The sequence below is a fragment of the Natronorubrum sp. A-ect3 genome (genome assembly GCF_041821125.1).
Classification (GTDB): Archaea; Halobacteriota; Halobacteria; order Halobacteriales; family Natrialbaceae; genus Natronorubrum; species Natronorubrum bangense.
The window spans coordinates 159,309-178,338 of record NZ_JBGUBB010000003.1 but is presented as its reverse complement, the minus strand read 5'-3'; the positions used below and the strand labels follow the sequence as shown (position 1 = coordinate 178,338).

Here is a 19,030-nt window from a genome sequence, read left to right as displayed (position 1 = left end):
CTGTGAAATCGACCCAAACGTTCTTGCTGTTAAGCGTTACACGTTATCAAACGACACTCGAGAATGAAATTCACAGTCAAGCCACTCGCATCGAACCGAGCCGGTGAGCCCGGCGCTGTCATCGAACGGGACGCGATGGCTGATCTTGGCCTCGAATCCGGCGACTACGCCGTTCTCGAAGGGCCAACCGGTGAGTCCGCCGTCGTCGAGGTAATGTCCCGACCATCCGAAGAAGCCGACGGTCGTCTGATTCGGCTTGCTCCGGACCTCACCGAGACGCTTGACGTCGATGTCGGGGATACCGTTGTGGCTGAGCCGGCCAACGTCCGGTCGGCTGAACGAGTTGAGATTGCGTTACCTGACGACGTCGATTCCGACGAAGCGCTCGCACTCTCTCGCCGGGACGCACTGGTCGGGTATGTGGTGTCGGCTGGAGAGACAGAGACGGTACCGGTCACCGTCGAATCGGGTACCCACGTGCGAGCGTCGACTCGACACGTCCCGGTCGAAATCGTCGACGTCGAGCCGACTGCTCCCGTTCGCGTTGCGGAGTGGACGTCGATCGTCGTCTCACCGGAGCGGGCGTCGACGACAGCAGCAGGGACTTCGACGACTGAAACTGATACCACATCCGAGCAGCGTACAGACGTCACGTACGACGACATCGGCGGCCTTGAGGACGAACTCGAGCAGGTTCGGGAAATCATTGAGCTTCCAATGCGCCATTCGGACCTCTTCGACCGACTCGGCGTTGAGCCGCCAACAGGTGTTCTCCTGTATGGTCCGCCGGGTACTGGGAAGACGCTCATCGCCCAAGCGATGGCAAACGAGGTTGGCGCACACTTTCAGACGCTTTCGGGGCCGGAGATCGTCTCGAAGTATTACGGCGAGAGTGAGGAGCGGCTTCGGGACGTGTTCCATGAGGCTGCGGAGAACGCCCCGGCAATCGTGTTCATCGATGAACTCGATGCAATCGCGCCGAAGCGCGAGGACGTTGGCGACCTTGAGCGGCGGATCGTCGCTCAGTTGCTGTCGTTGCTCGATGGCATGGATGACAGCGAACAGGTCGTTGTTATGGGGACTACGAACCGCGTTGATGCGGTTGATCCTGCACTCCGGCGTCCCGGGCGATTTGACCGCGAGATCGAAATCGGTGTTCCGGACGCAGACGCTCGGACGGAGATCCTCCGAATTCACGCGCGCGACGTCGCTCTCAGTGAAAATGTCGATCTCGAACAGTACGCCGAGTCCACGCATGGGTTCGTCGGCGCCGACCTCGAAAACCTGATCAGAGAAAGCGCGATGTGTGCAGTGCGACGGGTACGCGATGAATCACACGCCGACGACGTTCGGATCCCGGATGAGCAACTGGACTCCATCGAGATTAGCGATACAGATGTCGAGACGGCACGACACGGAATCGAGCCCTCGGCGATGCGAGAAGTGTTCGCTGAGGTCCCTGATGTCGGCTGGGGGGAAATCGGCGGCCTCTCAGGAGCAAAGCGAACGCTCCGCGAAGCCGTCCAGTGGCCCCTCGAGTACCCAGACGCCTTTGATCGCGTGTCGCTGCGACCGGCGACGGGTGTGTTGCTCTACGGCCCGCCGGGGACTGGAAAGACACTGCTGGCTCGAGCGGTCGCAAACGAGGCCCAGTCAAACTTCATTTCGATCAAGGGACCGGAACTCATCGACAAATACGTCGGTGAATCGGAACGAGGCATCCGAGACATCTTCAATACCGCCCGGCAGAACGCACCCGCCGTCCTCGTGTTCGACGAGATCGACGCCATCGCCGGAACGCGTGGAGGATCGTCGGAGTCGAACGTCGGCGAACGCGTCGTTTCACAGCTGCTCACCGAACTCGACGGCCTCGAAGAACTCGAGGACGTCGTGGTGCTTGCGACGACCAATCGTCCGGGACTCATCGACGACGCGTTGCTCCGCGCTGGCCGATTCGAGCGACACGTCTTCGTTGACCCGCCCGACGAGATAGCACGTCGAGAAATCTTCGAGATTCATCTCCGCGACCGACCGCTAGCGGCGGATGTCGACATCGAAACGCTTGCCGCACGGACTGACGACGCTGTTGGCTCTGACATCGAGGGGATCTGTCGTGCCGCAGCAATGAACGCCGTGCGCGAGCACGTCGAAGCGACCGGTGACAGTGATGTGACTGCCGATACAACCACAGTCAACGGGTCTACCGAGCGAGAACAGGGGACCGCCACCGAGAATCTTGTATTGACAGACGCACATTTCGAGCGTGCACTCGAGTCGACCGCTCGCGATTCGGTGGACAGGATCGATCCCCAAAACGAGATGATCGATGCATTCGGCGAACTCGATCGCGAGTGACCGGAGGCTGTGGCGAATACCGAAACACACCCGTATTTCTAAGAGGGATCGTGTCTATTGTTGTCCTATGGCACACAATCTCCCCAATGTACGACTCGGCGATCATGCGGCGAAGGGAGACGAAGACAGCGCCGACAGCGGTCCCGTACGAACGGTCGAGTATCTCAACTACCAGGTACTGGACGACTATGGGTGGAATATCGATGACGAGAATCTCTTCGAAAAAGCGGCCAAAGCGGACCTCGACGAGATCGATCACGGAACGCTCGACGTTCGAGGACGACGGTACGTTCTCGATGCCGCTGAGGATCAGGATCACGACTGGCCATTCGAGTGTCGCGCTGCGTCGTGTGCGAACTGCGCAGGCATCGTCTATGACGGCGAGGTTTCGATGGACATGGATCTCATCCTCACGGAAGATGAGGTCGAAGAGCGCAAGATCGTCCTCACCTGTCAGGCGGTTCCCCTGAGCGACGAGGTGAAACTCATCTACAATGCAATGCACCTGAACTATCTTCAGGATCGAGTTATCGGCGTACGCGAGGTTTGATGTCCACCTGCTCGAGAGCGCGAGGATTCCCTCATGGGATGTTGGGCCGTTCCGTCGGCCCCGAAGGCAACTTCCGCTCCCTGTAGACTCGAGCGGATATCGAGCACCGATCGATCTCAGGACTCGAGTTCGTCGACCACTGTCGCGAGTTTGTCGGACGCGGATTGATCAGTGACGATCTGATCTTGCTGGTAGTCTCTGATAGCCGACGTGTCGATGTCAACGTCGGATTCGGCAAGCGCTTCGAGGACCGTGGCGAGCATGATCGTCTGTTGCTCGAGTCGGGATTCGAGTTCGTTAACCTTCTCGAGTGTCTGCTCGGAAAATTCGGTGAGTGACGTCGAAAACTCGGACAGGTTCGCTTCGGCTTGGGCCAGTCGACGTTCTCCGAGACTGATCGTCGCGAACTGATCGACATCCTCGATGTCACTCGACAGTTGATCGAGTTCAGCTCTAATCTCTGAAAGCTGGTCTTCCATCAACTGCTCGACGTGCTGCTCGAGGGGCGGCTGTGTCGACTCTGGGGCGTCTAACGTGGGTGATGTTTCTTCCATTGACTCGTCCGTCGAAACGGTTCCATTCTCCTCTTCACAGGTGAGGACGTGGCTCGTGTACGACCCTGGTAGCGGGTACTCCTCCTCGCAGTGGACACACACTGGCATGTGTGGGCAATCAACATGGATATCCAAATACCTTTAGTGTATTTTCCGCGGCTAATTCTCTAGAATAGATATCGATCGAAGAAGTGGTGAGCTGACAGACCCGTACGACAGACGAAACTGTCACGTCCTGTCATCGGAGAGGTCGGATGCCTGAAGGATGAACGAGCGCTCGGGTGGCGGTGCTGCATACAGTTCGATGTCTTTGATGAGGCGGTAGTATTTTCGATTACCACGCTGATAGTGTTCGACGAGCCCGGCTTCTTCCAGCGCTGTGAGGTGGTGAACCGCCGACTTTCCGTCCATACCAACAGTTTCGGCCAACTCTGAAACGTACTTCGGTTCCCGAGAGAGTTCTCGAATGATTTTCAGCCGACGAGTGTTCCCTAACACCTCGAGCAGAGACATGTATACAGATACACCAACGTAACAGTTGAGTGTTCCGTCACTTGTGGCTCAATGATGTGCCTGAAATGCCACGCACATTTAAGGGGAATGTCGTGGTGTGACACGGCATGGGGAATAACATCGAGTTTCCTGACGATGAGACGTCTGACCGCAGGGTGATCACGGATGGATTTTTCGAACAAGAAGTCCATCTCTCTCGGACGGAAACTGCCAGCTTTCTTCGCGACATCGCTGACGCACTCGAGGATGATGCTTCGTTGACGGTCTCTGGGAGTACGTGGGAGATTCCATTCGAGTATCGTGAACCGATCGAGGTCGAAATCGAGTTCGGTGGGCGTCGAACAAAAGAACTCGAGATCGAACTCGAGTTCGAACAGGCGCAGGGTGGAAGCGGTCTCAGCATCGAGTGAGCGGACTGGGACACGTGTTCGGCCCGCGATACAATTTCGGTGTCTATCACTGGCGACGGCGACTCCGGTCGATAGCCGTCGCAGTGCTCGTACTTGTGATTGCGGTCACTGTTGAAAGACGGGCACAGCGATGGCATCGACGACTCGTTGCGACGGTCGTCTCACTCGCCGCGGCTGTCTACGGGGGACGGACGATGCACCAACTCGTCTCGCCGCCACCGTGGCGTCTCGAGCGGTACAAATATGACGCGCTCGCGGCTCACCTCCCACTCGAGCGCGCGGAACGTGTGCTTGATGTGGGCTGTGGGACGGGTCGGTCGCTTGTTGGACTTGCGCCACACGTTCCGAGTGGGCCGAATGGTCCGGACGTCCTTGGAGTCGATGTCTTCGATGATCGGGTTATTCTCGGAAACGGTCCACAGCTGGCGCGACAGAACGCCGGCCGTGCCGGACTCAGCGTCGAACCGATCGCCGGCGACGCGGCGACGCTTCCTGTCCGTGATAGGGCGGTCGACGTCGTTACCGCCTGTCGTGTCCTTCACGACCTTCCCGAACCGGCGGCTAACGAAGCACTTCGTGAACTTCAGCGTATCTGTACTGCGACCGGAACGGTCGGCATTCTGGAGTTGCCACTTCTTCCCGACGGTGTCGAAACCGACTGCAATAGCGGGTCGGGCGCGAAACCTGATCCGGAATCATACTGGACTAACCGGGTCACAGACGCGGGGTTCACAATTGAGACTGTTGAACGACTCGAACGACCCGGTAAGAGGGAGCCGTATATCAGTATCGTCGCCAGTCCGGACGCGTCGTCGCTCGACTGATACGGTTTGCTGTACCGATGTACCGGCGCAACCGCCGACGGTTCGCGGACACGCCGAAAATGACTGACGTCAGTGCGTATGAGACGGCATGTCGATTCGTTCCCGACAGCAAAAATTGTGAGTCGATCGACCGCCTACGCTGCCATCGAAAAGACAGCCAGACGGGTGTCACGCCCGGCAGCACCGCGTCGGAGCCAGCCACTGCCGCCGACCTGAATCGCGACGTACTGCTTCTCGGTTTCTGGATCGTACCAGCTCATCGGACTGCTGGCGATCGAGGCCTCGCCGAGATCGTACTCCCAGAGGCGCTCGCCGTCTTCGCCGTCGTAGGCGATGAAGTTGCCGTTCTGAGTACCGGTGAAGACAACGCCGGTTTCGGTTGTCATCATGCCGCCCCAGATGTAGGCATCCGATTCGATCCAATCACGCCAGACACGTTCGCCTGTCTCCGGATTGATCGCGATGATGGCGCTGATCTTTCCGTTGTAGTCGTCGGGGACAGCTTCGGTTTGGTCCTCTAAGATACCGCCCCAGTATTTTTTGCCCTCTTCGTACTCTTCGAATCGCCACCAGGCTTCCTGGGGCGAGTTGTTCATCTTGAAGTACGCGAGTCCGGTCTCGGGGTTGTAGGCTGGCGGCTGCCAGTCGTTGCCACCCATCGCACCGGGCATGAACGGCATACGGCGGCCTTCGTCGATGTGCGGGATCATCCGGTACATGTTCAGCTGCTGGACGCCGGGTTCGCTCCGCTCTAAGAGCTCACCAGTTTCGGCATCCATCGTGTAGACCCAGCCCGTCTTCCCCGCGGAAACGACAACGTCGGTCGTCTTGTTACGATGTTCGATTTCGAAGTCGCGGATGAGGATTCGCGGTGCCGCGGAGTCGTAGTCCCAGACGTCGTGTGCGACTTCTTGGTATGTCCACATCCGCTCACCAGTGTCCATATCGAGCGTGAGCGTCCCACAACTATTCCGGTTCGGACCCGGGCGAACCGAGCCGTCGAAGTCCGGACCTGGGTTGCCGATCGGCAGGTGTAGCCGTCGGTTCTCGACGTCGACCGTCGCGTTCATCCAGTTCGTTGCACAGGACTGATTAATGCTGTCGCCGACCCACTCTTCTTCGGGCGAGGTCCACGTGTGCCACAGCTCCTCGCCGGTTTCCGTGTCCAGAGCCGTGTGGAACCCACGAACGCCGTACTCACCACCGGCACTACCCGTAAAGAGCATCCCATCGAACACGATCGGTGCCCACGTTGCCGAGTACCCTTCTTCGTGATCTGCGGTGGACGTATACCACTCTTCTTCGCCCGTATAGCGGTCGAGTGCGACGACGCCCGAGTCGAGCGTCGTCATAAATACTTTGTCGCCGTGGACGGCGACGCCCCGGTTGTTGTCGTCACAGCACAGTACGACATCCGAGGGGACGGCATACGTGTAGCTCCAGAGGACCTCGCCCTCCCGAGCGTCGATGGCCTTCACGTGGTTCGGCCCGTTCGACTGGTACATAATCGGCGGATCGCCGGGGATGATCAGCGGTGTCCCCTCCATGCTCGAGCCAGCACCGACGTCGAGTATATACTCTACCTCGAGGTCAGCGACGTTGTCGGGCGTAATGACGTCCGCCGTCGTCCGTCGGTGCTGTTCGTAGTTCCCACCGTAGTTGAGCCACGCTTCGGGATTGTCGCCCGACTCGAGGATCATCTCGTCTGTGACATCGAACTCCTCGATTCGCTCGATGTCGTGCTGGTGGGTGACTGATTTGTCGGGCGACCCGAGTACCCGATATCCTTGATCCGTTTCTCGAACAACCGTATCCTTTGCGGCCTGTACGGCCCTGTCTTCTTCGATTGACATTGTGAATTACCTCGCTTTCGGTGGTGCTCGCATTTCTTCTGTGATCCAGAACATGTGCTTGCAGATCTCCTCTTGGTTGACGATCATGATCGCCGTACTCGCGGAGATTGCTGCTGTCAGTTGTGCGTCCGTCAGTTTGTCGCCTGCTGCGACCTCGAGTGCTGCTTTTGCCATCAGATACAGGCCACCGAGCATTGTTTTGATATCCCAGTAGCCGTTGTCCAGAATCTCGTCGGTAATGAGAATCCGATTGTGCCAGAGATGAATATCGAGTGCATTAATCCAGAGCAAGACCCCACCCGTCGCGCGCTTGTGGAGTGGTGGAACGTGCTCAACGCCGAACTCGACGCCATCCGGAATCTCCTTCGCTGGGACCCACCGAGCGAGTCGCGTGTCGTTGTTGACAACGTCCATAACGAGTGCGAGTCGTTCGCGCTCGTCGAAGCCGAGCGCATCGAGTTCCGTGGACAGTACGTCTGATCCGATCAGTTCGTGGGCTGTCCCCTCGATGTGCTCCGGTGTGAATCGCGGGAGGTTCGCTTCGAGGCTCTCGAAGAAGCCGACATCTACGAGATGATCGTAAACTTTCCACCCAGGCTCAACGAGCTCTCGATAGAGTGCTTCTGGCTCTTTATCGCCGTCTGGAATCCCTTGTTCGCGAACATCGGGCAGTCGCTCGAGTTGGGTTGAGAGGTTTTCTAACTCCGTTGTAAGCAACTCGGCATCGAGTTTCCCCGAAAGGTCACCCCGGATTGATTCGCCCATGGAGGCGAACTCGGGGTCGGTTGTCCCGTCGATTGACTCGCGTAATCGCTCGAATGTCAACCGATCTCCGTCACGTACTCGGTCGACACCGAGTGTGCGGGCCAGTTGCCGCTGTTCTTCGGTCGTAATCTGAGTGGTTGTCATGCGTGGATCCGGCGTGGCACATGTTCTCATCGGCCACCCCATGCGTGTGGCCAACGTTCCCGTGTATATTACTTATTATATTAATATTATATATACAGGACGGAAGCATTTGCCGTAAATTACGTTGACATGAATCGGCGGCTGGAATCGAGTTCTGAGTTGAGCACAACTCGAGAACAATCAATCGAATGAGATAAATGAACGACAAGTACGAGGCTTCGAACCGATGCTGACTCGCCCTCAGATTTCGATTCGATATCGACGACTGCACACCCTCAAGACCGTGATGTATCTCCCCAATCGGGTTGCTCCCAAGGGACTCGAGGTTGAGTTGGTCGAACGCGACCGACAGTCGGTGGATATCAAGTATGTTCTCACCGGAGAGACGCTGACCGGCGATTACGAGACCGATCCGTATCCTATCTGCAAGTGGGAGGGTCTGACGGACGTGAGGTAATAGTCGACGGTCGGCCGTCTCACCAACCAGACGTACCACCTCGAAGCGTCCGACTCCAGTCGAGGTATAAAGGTTAGTACGAATGATTTATATGTGGCTTTGTGGACAGTCGGTAACGGTGGTAGTGTGACACATACACATACGCGTCGCGGGGTACTCGCAATTGGTACCGGAATCGGTGTCTCGGGATGTCTCGGAATGATCGAAGACGACACCGACTCGACCGATGGGGTGCTAGAGTCTGTGACGTTGTTACTCAACTGGAACATGAGCGGTCTCCACGTTCCCTACGTCGCCGCTCGAGAGAACGGGTTTTACGAGGAGGAAGGGATCACGGATGTCGAACTCGAGAGCGGAGACGGCTCAGACTTCGCGGCAAACCAAGCTGGTCTTGGCAATGTCGAGTTCGCTATCTCGAGCACCGATCAGATCCTCACAGTCAACAGTGAGGAGCTATCGCCACTCGCTGTCGGTGTTATGATGCAACGAAATCCGAACGTTGTCTTTGCTGATCGCGATCAGTTCGGCGACCTTTCCGATCCGGAACAGCTTGAGGGCGCCACAGTCGGCAGCGGCCCGGGAATGGTACGGACGATGACCGAGGCGTACCTTGACCACCACGGCGTGCTCGACAGTGTTGACTACGTCGATGCAGGCTTCGACACCGTCCAGCAGCTGCTCAGCGGCGAGATCGACGCCGCTGGCGGCGTGTTCAGCGACGTCGTCGACGCAGAGTATCAGGGCGGAGCGATCGACGTTCTCGAGATCCAAGAGGCAGTCCCCTCCTATGGCCACCTCGTCGCAACCGACGAATCGTTTGCTGAAGAGCACCCAGACACAGTCCGCGCTTTCCTTCGGGCAACTGCCAGAGGGTCCGTCTGGGCAGCAGAGAACCCCGACGAGGCCGTGGATGCACTCATAGACGTCCAACCGGAACTCGACGAGGTGCGAGCAAATCAGGCCGACAAGTGGGAGCAGATGTACGAGCGCTACATGTACTCCGAAACGGTAGAGACCGAGGGTTGGGGAGCGAGCGCGTCGGAACCGTGGGAGGAAACGCACGAGACACTCGCTGCTGCCGACACCATCGAGAACGACGTTGATCCGAACGATGTGTGGACGAACGAGTACCTCGATACCGACAGTGAGTACGTCTCGGAGTACGCGGCGTTAACCGAGTCATACCGATGAGCAAGCAGCTCGCGCGTCTTCCGAGACGGATGCAGACGGAGCGACAAACGGAATCGAATCCCGATGTCTCGATCTGAACGATCGACGTTCGACGGGAGCGATGACCGACACGAGCGCCACGATCGCAGCCGCCGGCTCGAGGTGCAATCGATCGGCCGCGGATCCGTCGACAGTCCCACCGACGTCGCTCGATGGCTCGCTGGAGCAGTGGGTCCACCGGCGGTGGTGCTCGCGGCGTTGCTCTTGGTGTGGCAAGCTGCCGTCGTCTACTACGGGCTCCCGTCGATCATCCTTCCATCGCCGGGTGAAGTCGGCACGGCGCTCGTCGAAACGTACCCGACGTTGCTCAACGACGCCGCCATCACGGGCGTAACCGCTGCCATCGGACTCGTCGTCGGCAGCGTCATCGGTGCCGTCATCGCTTTCGCAATGATCCACTCTCGAACGGTGACGAACACCGTGCTACCGTACGTCGTCGCGCTTCGAATTGCCCCGCTAATCGCCATTGCACCGCTGCTGTTCCTCTGGTTTGGCCGCGGTATCCCCGCTCGCACCCTTGTAGTCGTCACACTGACCATCTTTCCGATCACAATCGCGACCCTCGACGGACTCCGACAAACCCCCGAGGCGTACCTCGAGTTGCTGAAGACGGTCGACGCCTCGAGAACCGCCGCGTTTCTTCACGTGCGTGTTCCAGCCGCCGCGCCGAGCGTCTTCGCCGGGCTGAAAATCGCCGCGACGTTGAGTGTCATCGGTGCCATCGTCGCCGAGTTTGTCACGCTCAACGCTGGCCTCGGCTACCGGATGTTCGAGACGTCCGCGTACCTCCGAACAGCCGAGACGTACGCTGCTCTCGTTGTCCTCTCGCTTCTTGGACTCATTTTCTACCTTGTTCCGGTCGCGATCGAACGCGCCTGCTGGCACTCTTAAAAGCAAAATACGACGGACGCAGGTGCGGAATCAGGATCCAGTCAACCGGAACCAACATCCTCGAGGTCGAGCCAGCCGTCGACGCCACGCTGCGTGAGGACAACTGCACCGTACAGCAACAATCCCTCGAGCAACAGTACGAGCAACGCGGCGAGCATGATGTCCGGACGGACGTTCTCTGATCCCATGAGGATGAGAAACCCCAACCCGTTATCCGCGACGACCCACTCCGCGACGACCGCGCCGACGACGGCGAGCGTCACCGACTGCTTGAGCCCCGCGAAAACGTCGGGAATCGCGTAGGGAACGTCCACGTACAGAATTCGCTCGATCGGGCCGGCGTTGACCGACTGCAGCAGTTCGTGGTGTGTCGCCGGCGCTCGATTGAGGCCTGCCGCCGTGTTCAACACGAGCGGAAAGAACGTGATGAGCGCGATGAAAACGATCGCCGTCGCCATTCCCGTACCGAGATAGATGAGCAACAGCGGCGCAATCGCGAGTTTCGGTAGTACTCGCACCGTGACGAGATACGGGTAGATGGCCCGCCGAAACCATGGCACGTAGGCGATGAAGACCGCGAGGATGATCCCGGACGCGATACCGATCGACCCACCGTAAATGACCTTCTCGAGCGTATACCAGGCGTTTGCGAGGTACAGTTGCGGGTTGCCGATCAATCGCGCGACGACAGCGTCGGGCGGGGGCAACATGAACGACGGCACGTCAGTCATAACCGTGATTGCCCACCAGCAGGCGACGCCGACACAGAGTGCGATCGCCGGGTAGATCGCGTCAGTCGCAGCGATGCGGATCCGTCTATTCATTCGTCGTAACTCTCGTGTAACGTCTGCCGAACGGTCGCAACCTGCTCTTGGAACGCTCGAGAGCCGAATACCTCGGTGTCGCGCGGGTCGGGTAAATCGATATCGAACGTCGCCTCGATCCGTCCAGGCTCGTCTCGCATCACGACGCACCGGTTTCCGAGAAAGACTGCCTCGGGAACGCTGTGGGTGACAAACACGATCGTCTTCTGCTCCCGCCGCCAGAGTGATCGGATTTCGACGCCGAGTTCGTCACGTGTAATCTCGTCTAGTTCCCCGAACGGTTCATCCATCAACAGCACGTCCGCGCCAAGGTGGAGTGCGCGAGCGATCGCGACCCGCTGTTTCATGCCGCCCGAAAGTGCGCTCGGCCGAGCATCTTCGAATCCCTCGAGTCCCATCGAGTCGAGCAACGCGCGTGCTTCTTTACGGTTCGGTGACTCGTTTGCCATCTTTCGGAGGAAGACGACGTTCTCAAGCGCGCTCTTCCATGGAAACAGTGTCTGTTGTTGAAAGACGAATCCGATATCCCCCGCCTTCTGTGCAGCTGCTGGTCGTTGATCGTCGATTTGGATACGACCGGCTGTCGGCTTCTGGAGTCCACCGACTGCGCGAAGTAAGGTCGTCTTCCCGCATCCGGACGGCCCGACGATCGTGACGAACTCGCCACGTTCGATATGCAGATTGATATCCGTAACCGCAGTGAAGTCATCGAACGTAACTGTGAGATTCTCGAGTTCAATCATCCTTCGTCCGTGAGTAGCTGTCCCTGTTCGAGTGCCGTGTGAAGTCGGGTCCACGTTCGCTCACGTTGCCACCCCCAGCCGTGTTCGCGCGTTTCGTCGCTGTCGCCGAACTCGGCCGTCGCCCGTTCGAACGTCTCTCGAACGCGTTCCGGATCGTCGCTTCCCAGTTCGGCTATTCGAGTCGCCGCCGGTTCTGGGTCGTGGCTCGCAGCTGCCCATCCACCGGTAGTGGCGGCGAGGAACGCGTTGAGTGCCGACCAACGCTCTCGAAGCATCCGTTCGTGAACGACGATTGTCGGCCCGTAGATCGGGAAATGATCCGTGACCAGTAGCGTATCGACTGTCTTCCCCAGCTGCTCGAGGTGGCGCGGATCGGTAATCGACCCCGTAACGACGTCGGCACTCCCCGTTAACAGAGCGTCTCGTTCTTCGCCGACCGTCTCGTCAATCTCGATGTCGTCTTCGAGGGTCGTCTGTGAGATGAACAGGCGACCGAGGATCCCCGTCTCGGAGTTCGGCGGCATACCGATCCGTCTGCCCCGGAGTTGATTGACGCTCTGAAGCTCCTCCTCAAATACGTCTCGCACGGAGTAGAGCACCGTCATCGCCCGCTGGTAGAGAACCGCGATCGGCACGATCGGCGCCCCTGATGCCCTGGCTCGAAGGACCGTCGCGGCTCCCGCAACTGCAACGTCCGCCTCGTCCGAACGCACTCTATTGAGCGCACGCAGGGACCCCTTGCAATGGTTGAGTTCGACGTCGACACCATACTCGTCGTCCCATGACGCTTCTATCGCCGTGTAAAGCGGCACATGGAGCCCGTTTGGGTGCCAGTTCAACGCGACCGTCAGATCGTACCCTTCTGTCTGCGCTGTGGCTGCGTCTAGGTCTGTCGATCCATCGGAAAAAATCTCTGCTGCCCGCTCGAGGAGCGTCGTCGCGTGGCTCTCGTAGACACGCCGGCGACTCGAGGCGAGGTCGCCTGTTGGATGCCACGCTGACGGTGGCCGTCCCTGTGTATCGGTGCTGACTGTCGTTCGCTCGACCAATCCGTTGTCCTCAAGTCGTGCAATCGCGTCGCTGATTGGCGACCGACTTAGCCCCGTTCCAACCTGCAGTTGGACCATCGTCGCGGGATCACGCTCGTCCTCGCGTTTGGCTCGTAAGAGGAGGTACGCGAGGACCTGCGCAGACGTTCGTCCCAGTCCGACGGCGAGATCTGCGACGACGGTCTGGTCATCGTCGTCGAGCACCCAGAACGTTCGCGAGTCCATTCATGCCAACACATAACGTAGCTCGATATAAGGATATCCCCGTTTCAGTCTCTGTTATACGCGGAGCAGGCGTAATACCACGTCCTTCAGGGGCATGGCGAGAGCGAAGCTCTCGCTGCAACCGAAAAGCTTCGCTTTTCGAGGACGTGGATACGCGCCGTCACTTGGAGATCCACGTAATGAACTAAATCCGAGATTTTACTGTGAACATTCAAGTAGGTAGGAAACATAGTAGATGGTGGAATCAGGCTGGAACAGAGCGATTCCCGCCGGTCCGACGATGGCGGCCTGCCCGCCCCAAGCAATCAGATCGTTCGAGAATCTTCGATTCTCGTGATGACGAAAATCTTCGATTTTCGAACCACAGTAATCGGAACCAGTCCGGTGAACAGTCGATTCCTATAATGAACCGATGCTGTGCCCGACTGCTTGAAAGCACCACAGAAAGTAACTCCAAGTCCGTCGATATCTGCCGGACTCCCCGTGGCAAAAACAACACCGGGAGTCCGAATACGACAGAGGATAGGAGTACCGGGGGCTTGGCACTCCCAGCAGTCCCACCCGCTCCAGTCCGTGGACCTCATACGGATTCTCACCGTCTCGAGGTCCGGTGGAACTGCAAACCTGAAATCTCCAACGCTCAGGATTCCTCCGTCTTCAGGCCGAGGAGGATGTCAAGCTGACGACCGCTGCGAGGAGCTTTATACGTTGAACAGGCGCAATACCACGGCCTTGTCCTCTTCGTGCGCGTGATCAGCGGTACTCGGTCGCTCCGTGATCGACTCGTGACGGGCGCACCTTCCCGTGTGCTTCGAGTTCGTGGGCATTGATCCGTCGCTGTAGGTCGGCACTCGAACCAACGACGAAATACGTTTCACAGACTGCACATTTGTCGACGAAGAGTTCTGGATCAGTCATAGTGATGAATGAGTAGGGACAGTGTTGGGCTAGTTGAACAGCGAAACGAGTACGATAGTGTTCGCCGTGATTGCAGATCTCAACAGCTGTACTCGATAGTCCCTGAGAAAAACACCTACTGCTGCACATGTGTCCCAGTTTTATACAGCAGGTAGCAAGCCCTTGTGAACGGGAAGGCCACAAAAGAGCGCGGAGAGGTGTCGTACGGTCTGCTGTACGTCATTCCCAGAGCGACCGCGAACCCGCGTTCGGTCGCTCCGGTACACAGTTACAGCAAACCGTATCATCGTGATTGTTGTCGTCTCATATCGGTGAGCAACGAAACGGGTGTGTTGCTCACCGGTACATAGTTACAACAGTCACTATCAGTCGTCGCCAGAGGCTGTGGCACCACTATCGCCGGCGGAAACGCCGGTCCCTGGTCCGACCTCGATATCGAGTGCCTCGAGTTTCTCGTCGGGAACGACACCGTCAACCCAGCCGCGGTGCTCGTAGTACTCGTCTTTCATTTCCTCGAGTTCGCAGTACTCGCCCTCGCTTGCGCCCTGACCGGGCGTTCCACCCTCCTCTAGGAAGACCTCGGGCAGCGAGTCGTCGTCGCCGTCGAAGCCCACGAGGTTGTTGTAGTATCGCTCTAAGTTGTAGACTCGTTCGCCCGCCTCGAGCAGTTCCTCTTCGGAGACGTCGAAGCCGGTCATGCCGTTGTACTGGAGGACATACTCCTCGATGCCTTCAGCGAAGGCGTTGAACTTGCAGATGTCGAAGCTGTCGCTGATCGCGTGGAGGTCCTGGAACTCGGCGGTAAGTTCGCCTTTGCCCTCCCACTCGTACGGATCGACTTTCTCGGGAATGCCCAGAATCTCGGCAGCAGGGGTATACCCGCGCAGGTGGCAGGCGCCGCGGTTCGAGGTGGCGTAGCCGATCCCCATGCCCTTCATACAGCGTGGGTCGTAGGCGGCGATCGCCTGTCCCTTCACGTCGAGGCGGCACTCGTGTGCGCCCACGGCGTCTGCGAACCGTGCCTGCCCGCGTGCAAGGAGGTCGGCAAACTCATCGTCACGGTGAGCAATTCGCTCGATCATCGAGATCATCTCGTCTGCGTCACCCCAGTCGATCCCAGCGTCTGACTCCGTCCCACGAGCAGACGGGTCTTGTCCACCGACATCGTCGATGTCATCGAGATATCCCTTCTCGGTCGCGTCCATCGCCATCGCCAGAATGTTGCCCGCTTCGATGGTGTCGATACCGACGTCGTTACACCGATCGATCATGACGGCGATCTTGTCACGATCGTCGTTCAGGGAGTTTGTTCCGAGTGCCCAGGCGGACTCGTACTCAAAGCTCTCCATGCGAACGTTCATTTCTTCGCCCTTGTGCATCACGTCGACTTCGACTTCCTTCTTGCACGCGACCGGGCAGGAGTGACAGGTTGGCTCGTCGACGAGGATATTCTCACGGACGTTCTCGCCGCTAATTCGCTCGGCATCAATCGCTGCCTCGCCACCTTCTTCTGCCTCGTTGTACGCATTACCAGAGGTGTAACGGCCGTTCTTTGTTGGGTGGCCGTCCATCTCCTCGGTGATGTTCATCAGGACGTTCGTCCCGTACATCGATAGCCCGCCCTCGTTGGGTGCGGTAACATCGGATTCCGTGATTGCCTTCATGGCCTGCTGGTGGCCCTCCTTGAACGTCTCTTGGTCCGCAGGCTGGGGCATCTTCGTCGAGGATTTGATGACGACGGCTTTGAGATTCTTCGACCCCATCACACACCCCGTCCCGCCACGACCCGACGCACGATCGTCCTCGTTAATGATGCAGGCGTACCGAACCTCGTTCTCGCCGCCTGGACCGATCGCCATCGTCGAAAGGTTCTTGCCGTAGGACCCGTCGACTTCCTCCTCGATCGTGTCTCGCGTCTCGTGGATGCCACTTCCCCAGAGATGGGAGGCGTCCCGGAGCTCGAGTTCTCCATCCTCGATATAGGCATAGACAGGGTCGTCGGCTTGCCCTTCGAAAGCGAGTCCATCGAAGCCAGCCCATTTGAGGCGGGCGCCCGACCAGCCGCCGTGGTGGCTGTCGGTGACGGTGCCGGTCAGCGGCGACTTCGTGCAGACAGCGATCCGGCCACTCATCGTGGTCTGTGTCCCGGTGAGCGGGCCGTTCATAAAGACCAGCGGGTTATCTGGTCCGAGCGGATCGACGTTCGGTCCGTTGTCGAAGACGTATTTTACGCCGAGTCCGCGCGCACCGATATACTTGCGCGCGTCGTCAGGATCGATACCCTCGTAGTGCACGTCTCCCTCGGAGAGGTCGACACGTGCGACGTGGTCGTGAAACCCACCGATATCGGTCATGGTAACACTCCGTCTCACGTTCTATGTGATTAGTGTTAACTCTTATCACGATTCAGACAGTGGTTATATATTTGACCATAGTGGTTTCCAACTCATACAACTGAGGGGCTAAACACGCCGTTTCGTACTACGACGAAGATTTTTGCCAGGGTATGTGGTACTAGTCATCAAATATCTATGAGACCACTCCGCACAGGAATGCTGTCTATCCGGCAGCCGGAATACACAGGTGACAATCGGTGTCTGCCGTGTACGGTTGTGAACGTCGGTATCGCGGCTGGTGTGGCAATCGGTATTAGTCTCATCACAGCCGGATGGATTGGTGTCGTTGCATTCCTCGGTTTTCTCGTGGTAATCACTCTCCGCGGGTATCTCGTTCCCGGAACGCCACGACTCACTGAACGGTATTTCCCGTCTTCGCTGCTCCGATTGTTCGGCAAAGAGCCCGTTTCGGATCACTCTCTCGAGATGCCAACAGACGATGATCCGTGGCACATTCTGGTGGCCGCCGGCGTTGCCGATCGATCACCCGAAGATGAACTCGTTATTACCGACGAGTTTCAGGAGGCACTCCATCGAGAGACGAACCGACGCTCGGGGACGCCGAGTGTCGACGATGTCGCAACAATTGTCGACACCACAGCGATCGATCCCCAGGGGACGCGGGCATTTTCGATCGACGGAAGCCGGCTTCTACGCTGGGACTCTAGTGCTGCACTTCTCGCCGATGTCGCAGCCGCATCGATTCTTCAGGAATGGGTTGAGTGGTCCACACTCGAGCGTGATGATCGACTGGATGCTCTCCAGCGCATTCGGCTGTTGCTCGAGCAATGCCCGTCCTGTGGTGGGGCCATCGACCGACATCATGATCGTGTCGATCCGTGCTGTCAACCTCCGCATATTTCGATGTGGACGAGTTGTCGGGAGTGTGGGGCCCCCATTGGAGATATAACGGTTCCTGAATCTAAAGCGGATCCGTGGACCGTACCGCTATCGCGTGATGAAGACGTGTCGACCATCTCTGACTCACACCAGTAGCGGAAGCGATAGTACCAATTGAAACGATTTGCACACCGGTCAAACTGTCCGCGGTTCTCGCTCGATCCCTCGCTCCCGTCGTGCGATCGAGTGTGCACTGACGGTCAGTGGATACTATACTTCGCGGACGTGCCACCCAGATCTGACTACTCGTTGCGTGTACGTTTGTTCAATGTATTCGTGTACATGAATCCATAGGATTATTTCCTCGACTATGGTCGATCCCGTGCATGTCCATAGGTAACAGGTCACGTCGAACATACCTTCGGACGGTTGGCTGTGTGATCGGTGGGGCAGTACTCAGCGGCTGTCTGGGTGACGAAGACGACGTCCTCGGCGACCCCGAATATGTCGAGGATCGACCGGATCCTGGCGGTGTGTCGATGGACGAACTGCCGGATCTGAGCGGCGAACTCACCGTTTACTCGAGTCGGAGTCAGACGCGGATCGGTGAACTGCTCGACTACATTGACGACGAGTACGACGAGCTGACACTCGAGGTTAGATACGACGATACGGCCGATCTGATCAGTACGATCGAGACGGAAGCCGAGACGCCGGCCGACGTGTTCTACGGGAGCGAGTCACAGTCGATGACACATCTCAAAGAGGAGGGATACACCATTGAACTCCCTGACGACGTCCTCGAAATGGTCGATACTGGGTCCGTCGATCCGGACGGCCACTGGACGGGCTTTACGCGACGGTTTCGGGCGGTTGCGTACAACGATAGCGTCTTCGACGAGGAAGACCTTCCAGACGACATTTTCGCATACGCCGAGGACGAGCGATTCGAGGACAACATCATGTGGCCGCCTGATCAGGGATCGTTTCAGGCGTTCGTAACTGCCATGCGGCTGTTTCACGGCGAAGACGAAACTCGAGAGTGGATCCGAGCGATGGTCGACGACCAGAACATCGAGACGTCACCCGGCGGCGATAGCGCGCTGGCACAGGCCGTCGGCGACGGCGAAGTCGGTGTCGGGCTGACGAACCATTACGTCGTGCGCGACCACGGCGGCGACGACCTCGAGTTGACCTTCACGAGCGACGATGCCGGGGCGATGTACAACGTCACTGGCGGCACGGTCATGGACGCAAGCGACGATCAGGAGACCGCTGCTGATTTCGTCGCCCACCTGCTTTCGGCGGAGGCCCAAGAGTACTTCGCGACGACGACGTGGGAGTACCCCACTACCGACGGCGTCGACCCGCTTGAGGGGCTCCCAGACACGGACGAGTTCGAACCGCCCGAAATCGATCTCAACAACCTCTCGGATCTCGATCCAACGCTCGAGTTGCTTCGGGAGGAAGAGATACTGTAGCGCGTGTG

Annotated in this window: 18 protein-coding genes; 9 read left to right on the top strand and 9 right to left on the bottom strand. The window is 58.3% G+C overall.

What is annotated here, in order from left to right:
- Positions 1–63 precede the first annotated feature (63 nt).
- Positions 64–2,355 (top strand): CDC48 family AAA ATPase, encoded by a 2,292-nt coding sequence (locus ACERJA_RS12830; protein WP_373608647.1) that lies wholly within the window; start codon positions 64–66, stop codon positions 2,353–2,355.
- Positions 2,356–2,422: 67 nt separating this feature from the next.
- Entirely contained in the window at positions 2,423–2,905 is a 483-nt protein-coding gene (gene fer, locus ACERJA_RS12825) for a ferredoxin Fer (protein WP_373608646.1), read from the top strand.
- Between the two features lie 116 nt (positions 2,906–3,021).
- Here the strand turns inward: fer and ACERJA_RS12820 are convergent, their stop codons facing one another.
- Both ACERJA_RS12820 and ACERJA_RS12815 read right to left on the bottom strand, forming a co-directional pair.
- Positions 3,022–3,567 (bottom strand): hypothetical protein, encoded by a 546-nt coding sequence (locus ACERJA_RS12820; RefSeq protein ID WP_373608645.1) that lies wholly within the window; start codon positions 3,565–3,567, stop codon positions 3,022–3,024.
- A gap of 120 nt (positions 3,568–3,687) precedes the next feature.
- Positions 3,688–3,972 (bottom strand): ArsR/SmtB family transcription factor, encoded by a 285-nt coding sequence (locus ACERJA_RS12815; RefSeq protein ID WP_373608644.1) that lies wholly within the window; start codon positions 3,970–3,972, stop codon positions 3,688–3,690.
- Between the two features lie 107 nt (positions 3,973–4,079).
- Here ACERJA_RS12815 and ACERJA_RS12810 point away from each other — a divergent pair, with 107 nt between their 5' ends.
- Both ACERJA_RS12810 and ACERJA_RS12805 read left to right on the top strand, forming a co-directional pair.
- A complete protein-coding gene (locus ACERJA_RS12810) occupies positions 4,080–4,382 on the top strand; it encodes an amphi-Trp domain-containing protein (protein ID WP_373608643.1) in 303 nt (100 codons plus the stop codon).
- Complete coding sequence (locus tag ACERJA_RS12805; RefSeq protein WP_373608642.1) at positions 4,379–5,206, top strand: class I SAM-dependent methyltransferase; 828 nt, start codon at positions 4,379–4,381, stop codon at positions 5,204–5,206. Before ACERJA_RS12810 ends, ACERJA_RS12805 begins: the two co-directional genes overlap by 4 nt.
- A 134-nt stretch (positions 5,207–5,340) precedes the next feature.
- Here the strand turns inward: ACERJA_RS12805 and ACERJA_RS12800 are convergent, their stop codons facing one another.
- Both ACERJA_RS12800 and ACERJA_RS12795 read right to left on the bottom strand, forming a co-directional pair.
- Positions 5,341–7,059 (bottom strand): pyrroloquinoline quinone-dependent dehydrogenase, encoded by a 1,719-nt coding sequence (locus tag ACERJA_RS12800; protein ID WP_373608641.1) that lies wholly within the window; start codon positions 7,057–7,059, stop codon positions 5,341–5,343.
- 6 nt (positions 7,060–7,065) lie between these two features.
- A complete protein-coding gene (locus tag ACERJA_RS12795) occupies positions 7,066–7,968 on the bottom strand; it encodes a hypothetical protein (RefSeq protein WP_373608640.1) in 903 nt (300 codons plus the stop codon).
- Positions 7,969–8,254: 286 nt separating this feature from the next.
- Here ACERJA_RS12795 and ACERJA_RS12790 point away from each other — a divergent pair, with 286 nt between their 5' ends.
- From ACERJA_RS12790 to ACERJA_RS12780, 3 genes are all read left to right on the top strand, one after another.
- A complete protein-coding gene (locus ACERJA_RS12790) occupies positions 8,255–8,425 on the top strand; it encodes a hypothetical protein (RefSeq protein ID WP_373608639.1) in 171 nt (56 codons plus the stop codon).
- Positions 8,426–8,623: 198 nt separating this feature from the next.
- Positions 8,624–9,616 carry an ABC transporter substrate-binding protein gene (locus ACERJA_RS12785; protein WP_373608868.1) on the top strand — a complete coding sequence of 331 codons (993 nt, stop codon included), beginning with the start codon at positions 8,624–8,626 and terminating at the stop codon, positions 9,614–9,616.
- Positions 9,617–9,679: 63 nt separating this feature from the next.
- Complete coding sequence (locus ACERJA_RS12780) at positions 9,680–10,546, top strand: ABC transporter permease (RefSeq protein ID WP_373608638.1); 867 nt, start codon at positions 9,680–9,682, stop codon at positions 10,544–10,546.
- Positions 10,547–10,587: 41 nt separating this feature from the next.
- Here ACERJA_RS12780 and ACERJA_RS12775 read toward each other — a convergent pair whose 3' ends face one another.
- The 5 genes from ACERJA_RS12775 to ACERJA_RS12755 all read right to left on the bottom strand — a co-directional run bounded on the left by ACERJA_RS12775 (position 10,588) and on the right by ACERJA_RS12755 (position 16,659).
- Complete coding sequence (locus tag ACERJA_RS12775; RefSeq protein ID WP_373608637.1) at positions 10,588–11,370, bottom strand: ABC transporter permease; 783 nt, start codon at positions 11,368–11,370, stop codon at positions 10,588–10,590.
- Complete coding sequence (locus ACERJA_RS12770; protein ID WP_373608636.1) at positions 11,367–12,113, bottom strand: ABC transporter ATP-binding protein; 747 nt, start codon at positions 12,111–12,113, stop codon at positions 11,367–11,369. The genes ACERJA_RS12775 and ACERJA_RS12770 overlap by 4 nt, the downstream gene beginning before the upstream one ends.
- Complete coding sequence (locus ACERJA_RS12765) at positions 12,110–13,387, bottom strand: ABC transporter substrate-binding protein (RefSeq protein ID WP_373608635.1); 1,278 nt, start codon at positions 13,385–13,387, stop codon at positions 12,110–12,112. The genes ACERJA_RS12770 and ACERJA_RS12765 overlap by 4 nt, the downstream gene beginning before the upstream one ends.
- A gap of 753 nt (positions 13,388–14,140) precedes the next feature.
- Entirely contained in the window at positions 14,141–14,305 is a 165-nt protein-coding gene (locus ACERJA_RS12760; protein ID WP_373608634.1) for a hypothetical protein, read from the bottom strand.
- Between the two features lie 365 nt (positions 14,306–14,670).
- On the bottom strand, positions 14,671–16,659 hold the full coding sequence (locus ACERJA_RS12755) for an aldehyde ferredoxin oxidoreductase family protein (protein ID WP_373608633.1): 1,989 nt from the start codon (positions 16,657–16,659) through the stop codon (positions 14,671–14,673).
- A 348-nt stretch (positions 16,660–17,007) separates the two neighbouring features.
- Between ACERJA_RS12755 and ACERJA_RS12750 the strand changes: the two genes are divergently transcribed.
- Both ACERJA_RS12750 and ACERJA_RS12745 read left to right on the top strand, forming a co-directional pair.
- A complete protein-coding gene (locus tag ACERJA_RS12750) occupies positions 17,008–17,697 on the top strand; it encodes a hypothetical protein (protein WP_373608632.1) in 690 nt (229 codons plus the stop codon).
- A 230-nt stretch (positions 17,698–17,927) separates the two neighbouring features.
- Positions 17,928–19,022 (top strand): extracellular solute-binding protein, encoded by a 1,095-nt coding sequence (locus ACERJA_RS12745; RefSeq protein ID WP_373608630.1) that lies wholly within the window; start codon positions 17,928–17,930, stop codon positions 19,020–19,022.
- The last annotated feature ends 8 nt before the right edge of the window (positions 19,023–19,030 follow it).

Coding starts and splice junctions, on each gene's coding strand:
- ACERJA_RS12820 (WP_373608645.1), bottom strand. CDS start 3,567: ATGCCAGTGTGTGTCCACTGCGAGGAGGAGTACCCGCTACCAGGGTCG.
- ACERJA_RS12830 (WP_373608647.1), top strand. CDS start 64: ATGAAATTCACAGTCAAGCCACTCGCATCGAACCGAGCCGGTGAGCCC.
- ACERJA_RS12770 (WP_373608636.1), bottom strand. CDS start 12,113: ATGATTGAACTCGAGAATCTCACAGTTACGTTCGATGACTTCACTGCG.
- ACERJA_RS12760 (WP_373608634.1), bottom strand. CDS start 14,305: ATGACTGATCCAGAACTCTTCGTCGACAAATGTGCAGTCTGTGAAACG.
- ACERJA_RS12795 (WP_373608640.1), bottom strand. CDS start 7,968: ATGACAACCACTCAGATTACGACCGAAGAACAGCGGCAACTGGCCCGC.
- ACERJA_RS12745 (WP_373608630.1), top strand. CDS start 17,928: ATGTCCATAGGTAACAGGTCACGTCGAACATACCTTCGGACGGTTGGC.
- fer (WP_373608646.1), top strand. CDS start 2,423: ATGGCACACAATCTCCCCAATGTACGACTCGGCGATCATGCGGCGAAG.
- ACERJA_RS12815 (WP_373608644.1), bottom strand. CDS start 3,972: ATGTCTCTGCTCGAGGTGTTAGGGAACACTCGTCGGCTGAAAATCATT.
- ACERJA_RS12765 (WP_373608635.1), bottom strand. CDS start 13,387: ATGGACTCGCGAACGTTCTGGGTGCTCGACGACGATGACCAGACCGTC.
- ACERJA_RS12785 (WP_373608868.1), top strand. CDS start 8,624: ATGATCGAAGACGACACCGACTCGACCGATGGGGTGCTAGAGTCTGTG.
- ACERJA_RS12775 (WP_373608637.1), bottom strand. CDS start 11,370: ATGAATAGACGGATCCGCATCGCTGCGACTGACGCGATCTACCCGGCG.
- ACERJA_RS12810 (WP_373608643.1), top strand. CDS start 4,080: ATGGGGAATAACATCGAGTTTCCTGACGATGAGACGTCTGACCGCAGG.
- ACERJA_RS12780 (WP_373608638.1), top strand. CDS start 9,680: ATGTCTCGATCTGAACGATCGACGTTCGACGGGAGCGATGACCGACAC.
- ACERJA_RS12800 (WP_373608641.1), bottom strand. CDS start 7,059: ATGTCAATCGAAGAAGACAGGGCCGTACAGGCCGCAAAGGATACGGTT.
- ACERJA_RS12755 (WP_373608633.1), bottom strand. CDS start 16,659: ATGACCGATATCGGTGGGTTTCACGACCACGTCGCACGTGTCGACCTC.
- ACERJA_RS12790 (WP_373608639.1), top strand. CDS start 8,255: ATGTATCTCCCCAATCGGGTTGCTCCCAAGGGACTCGAGGTTGAGTTG.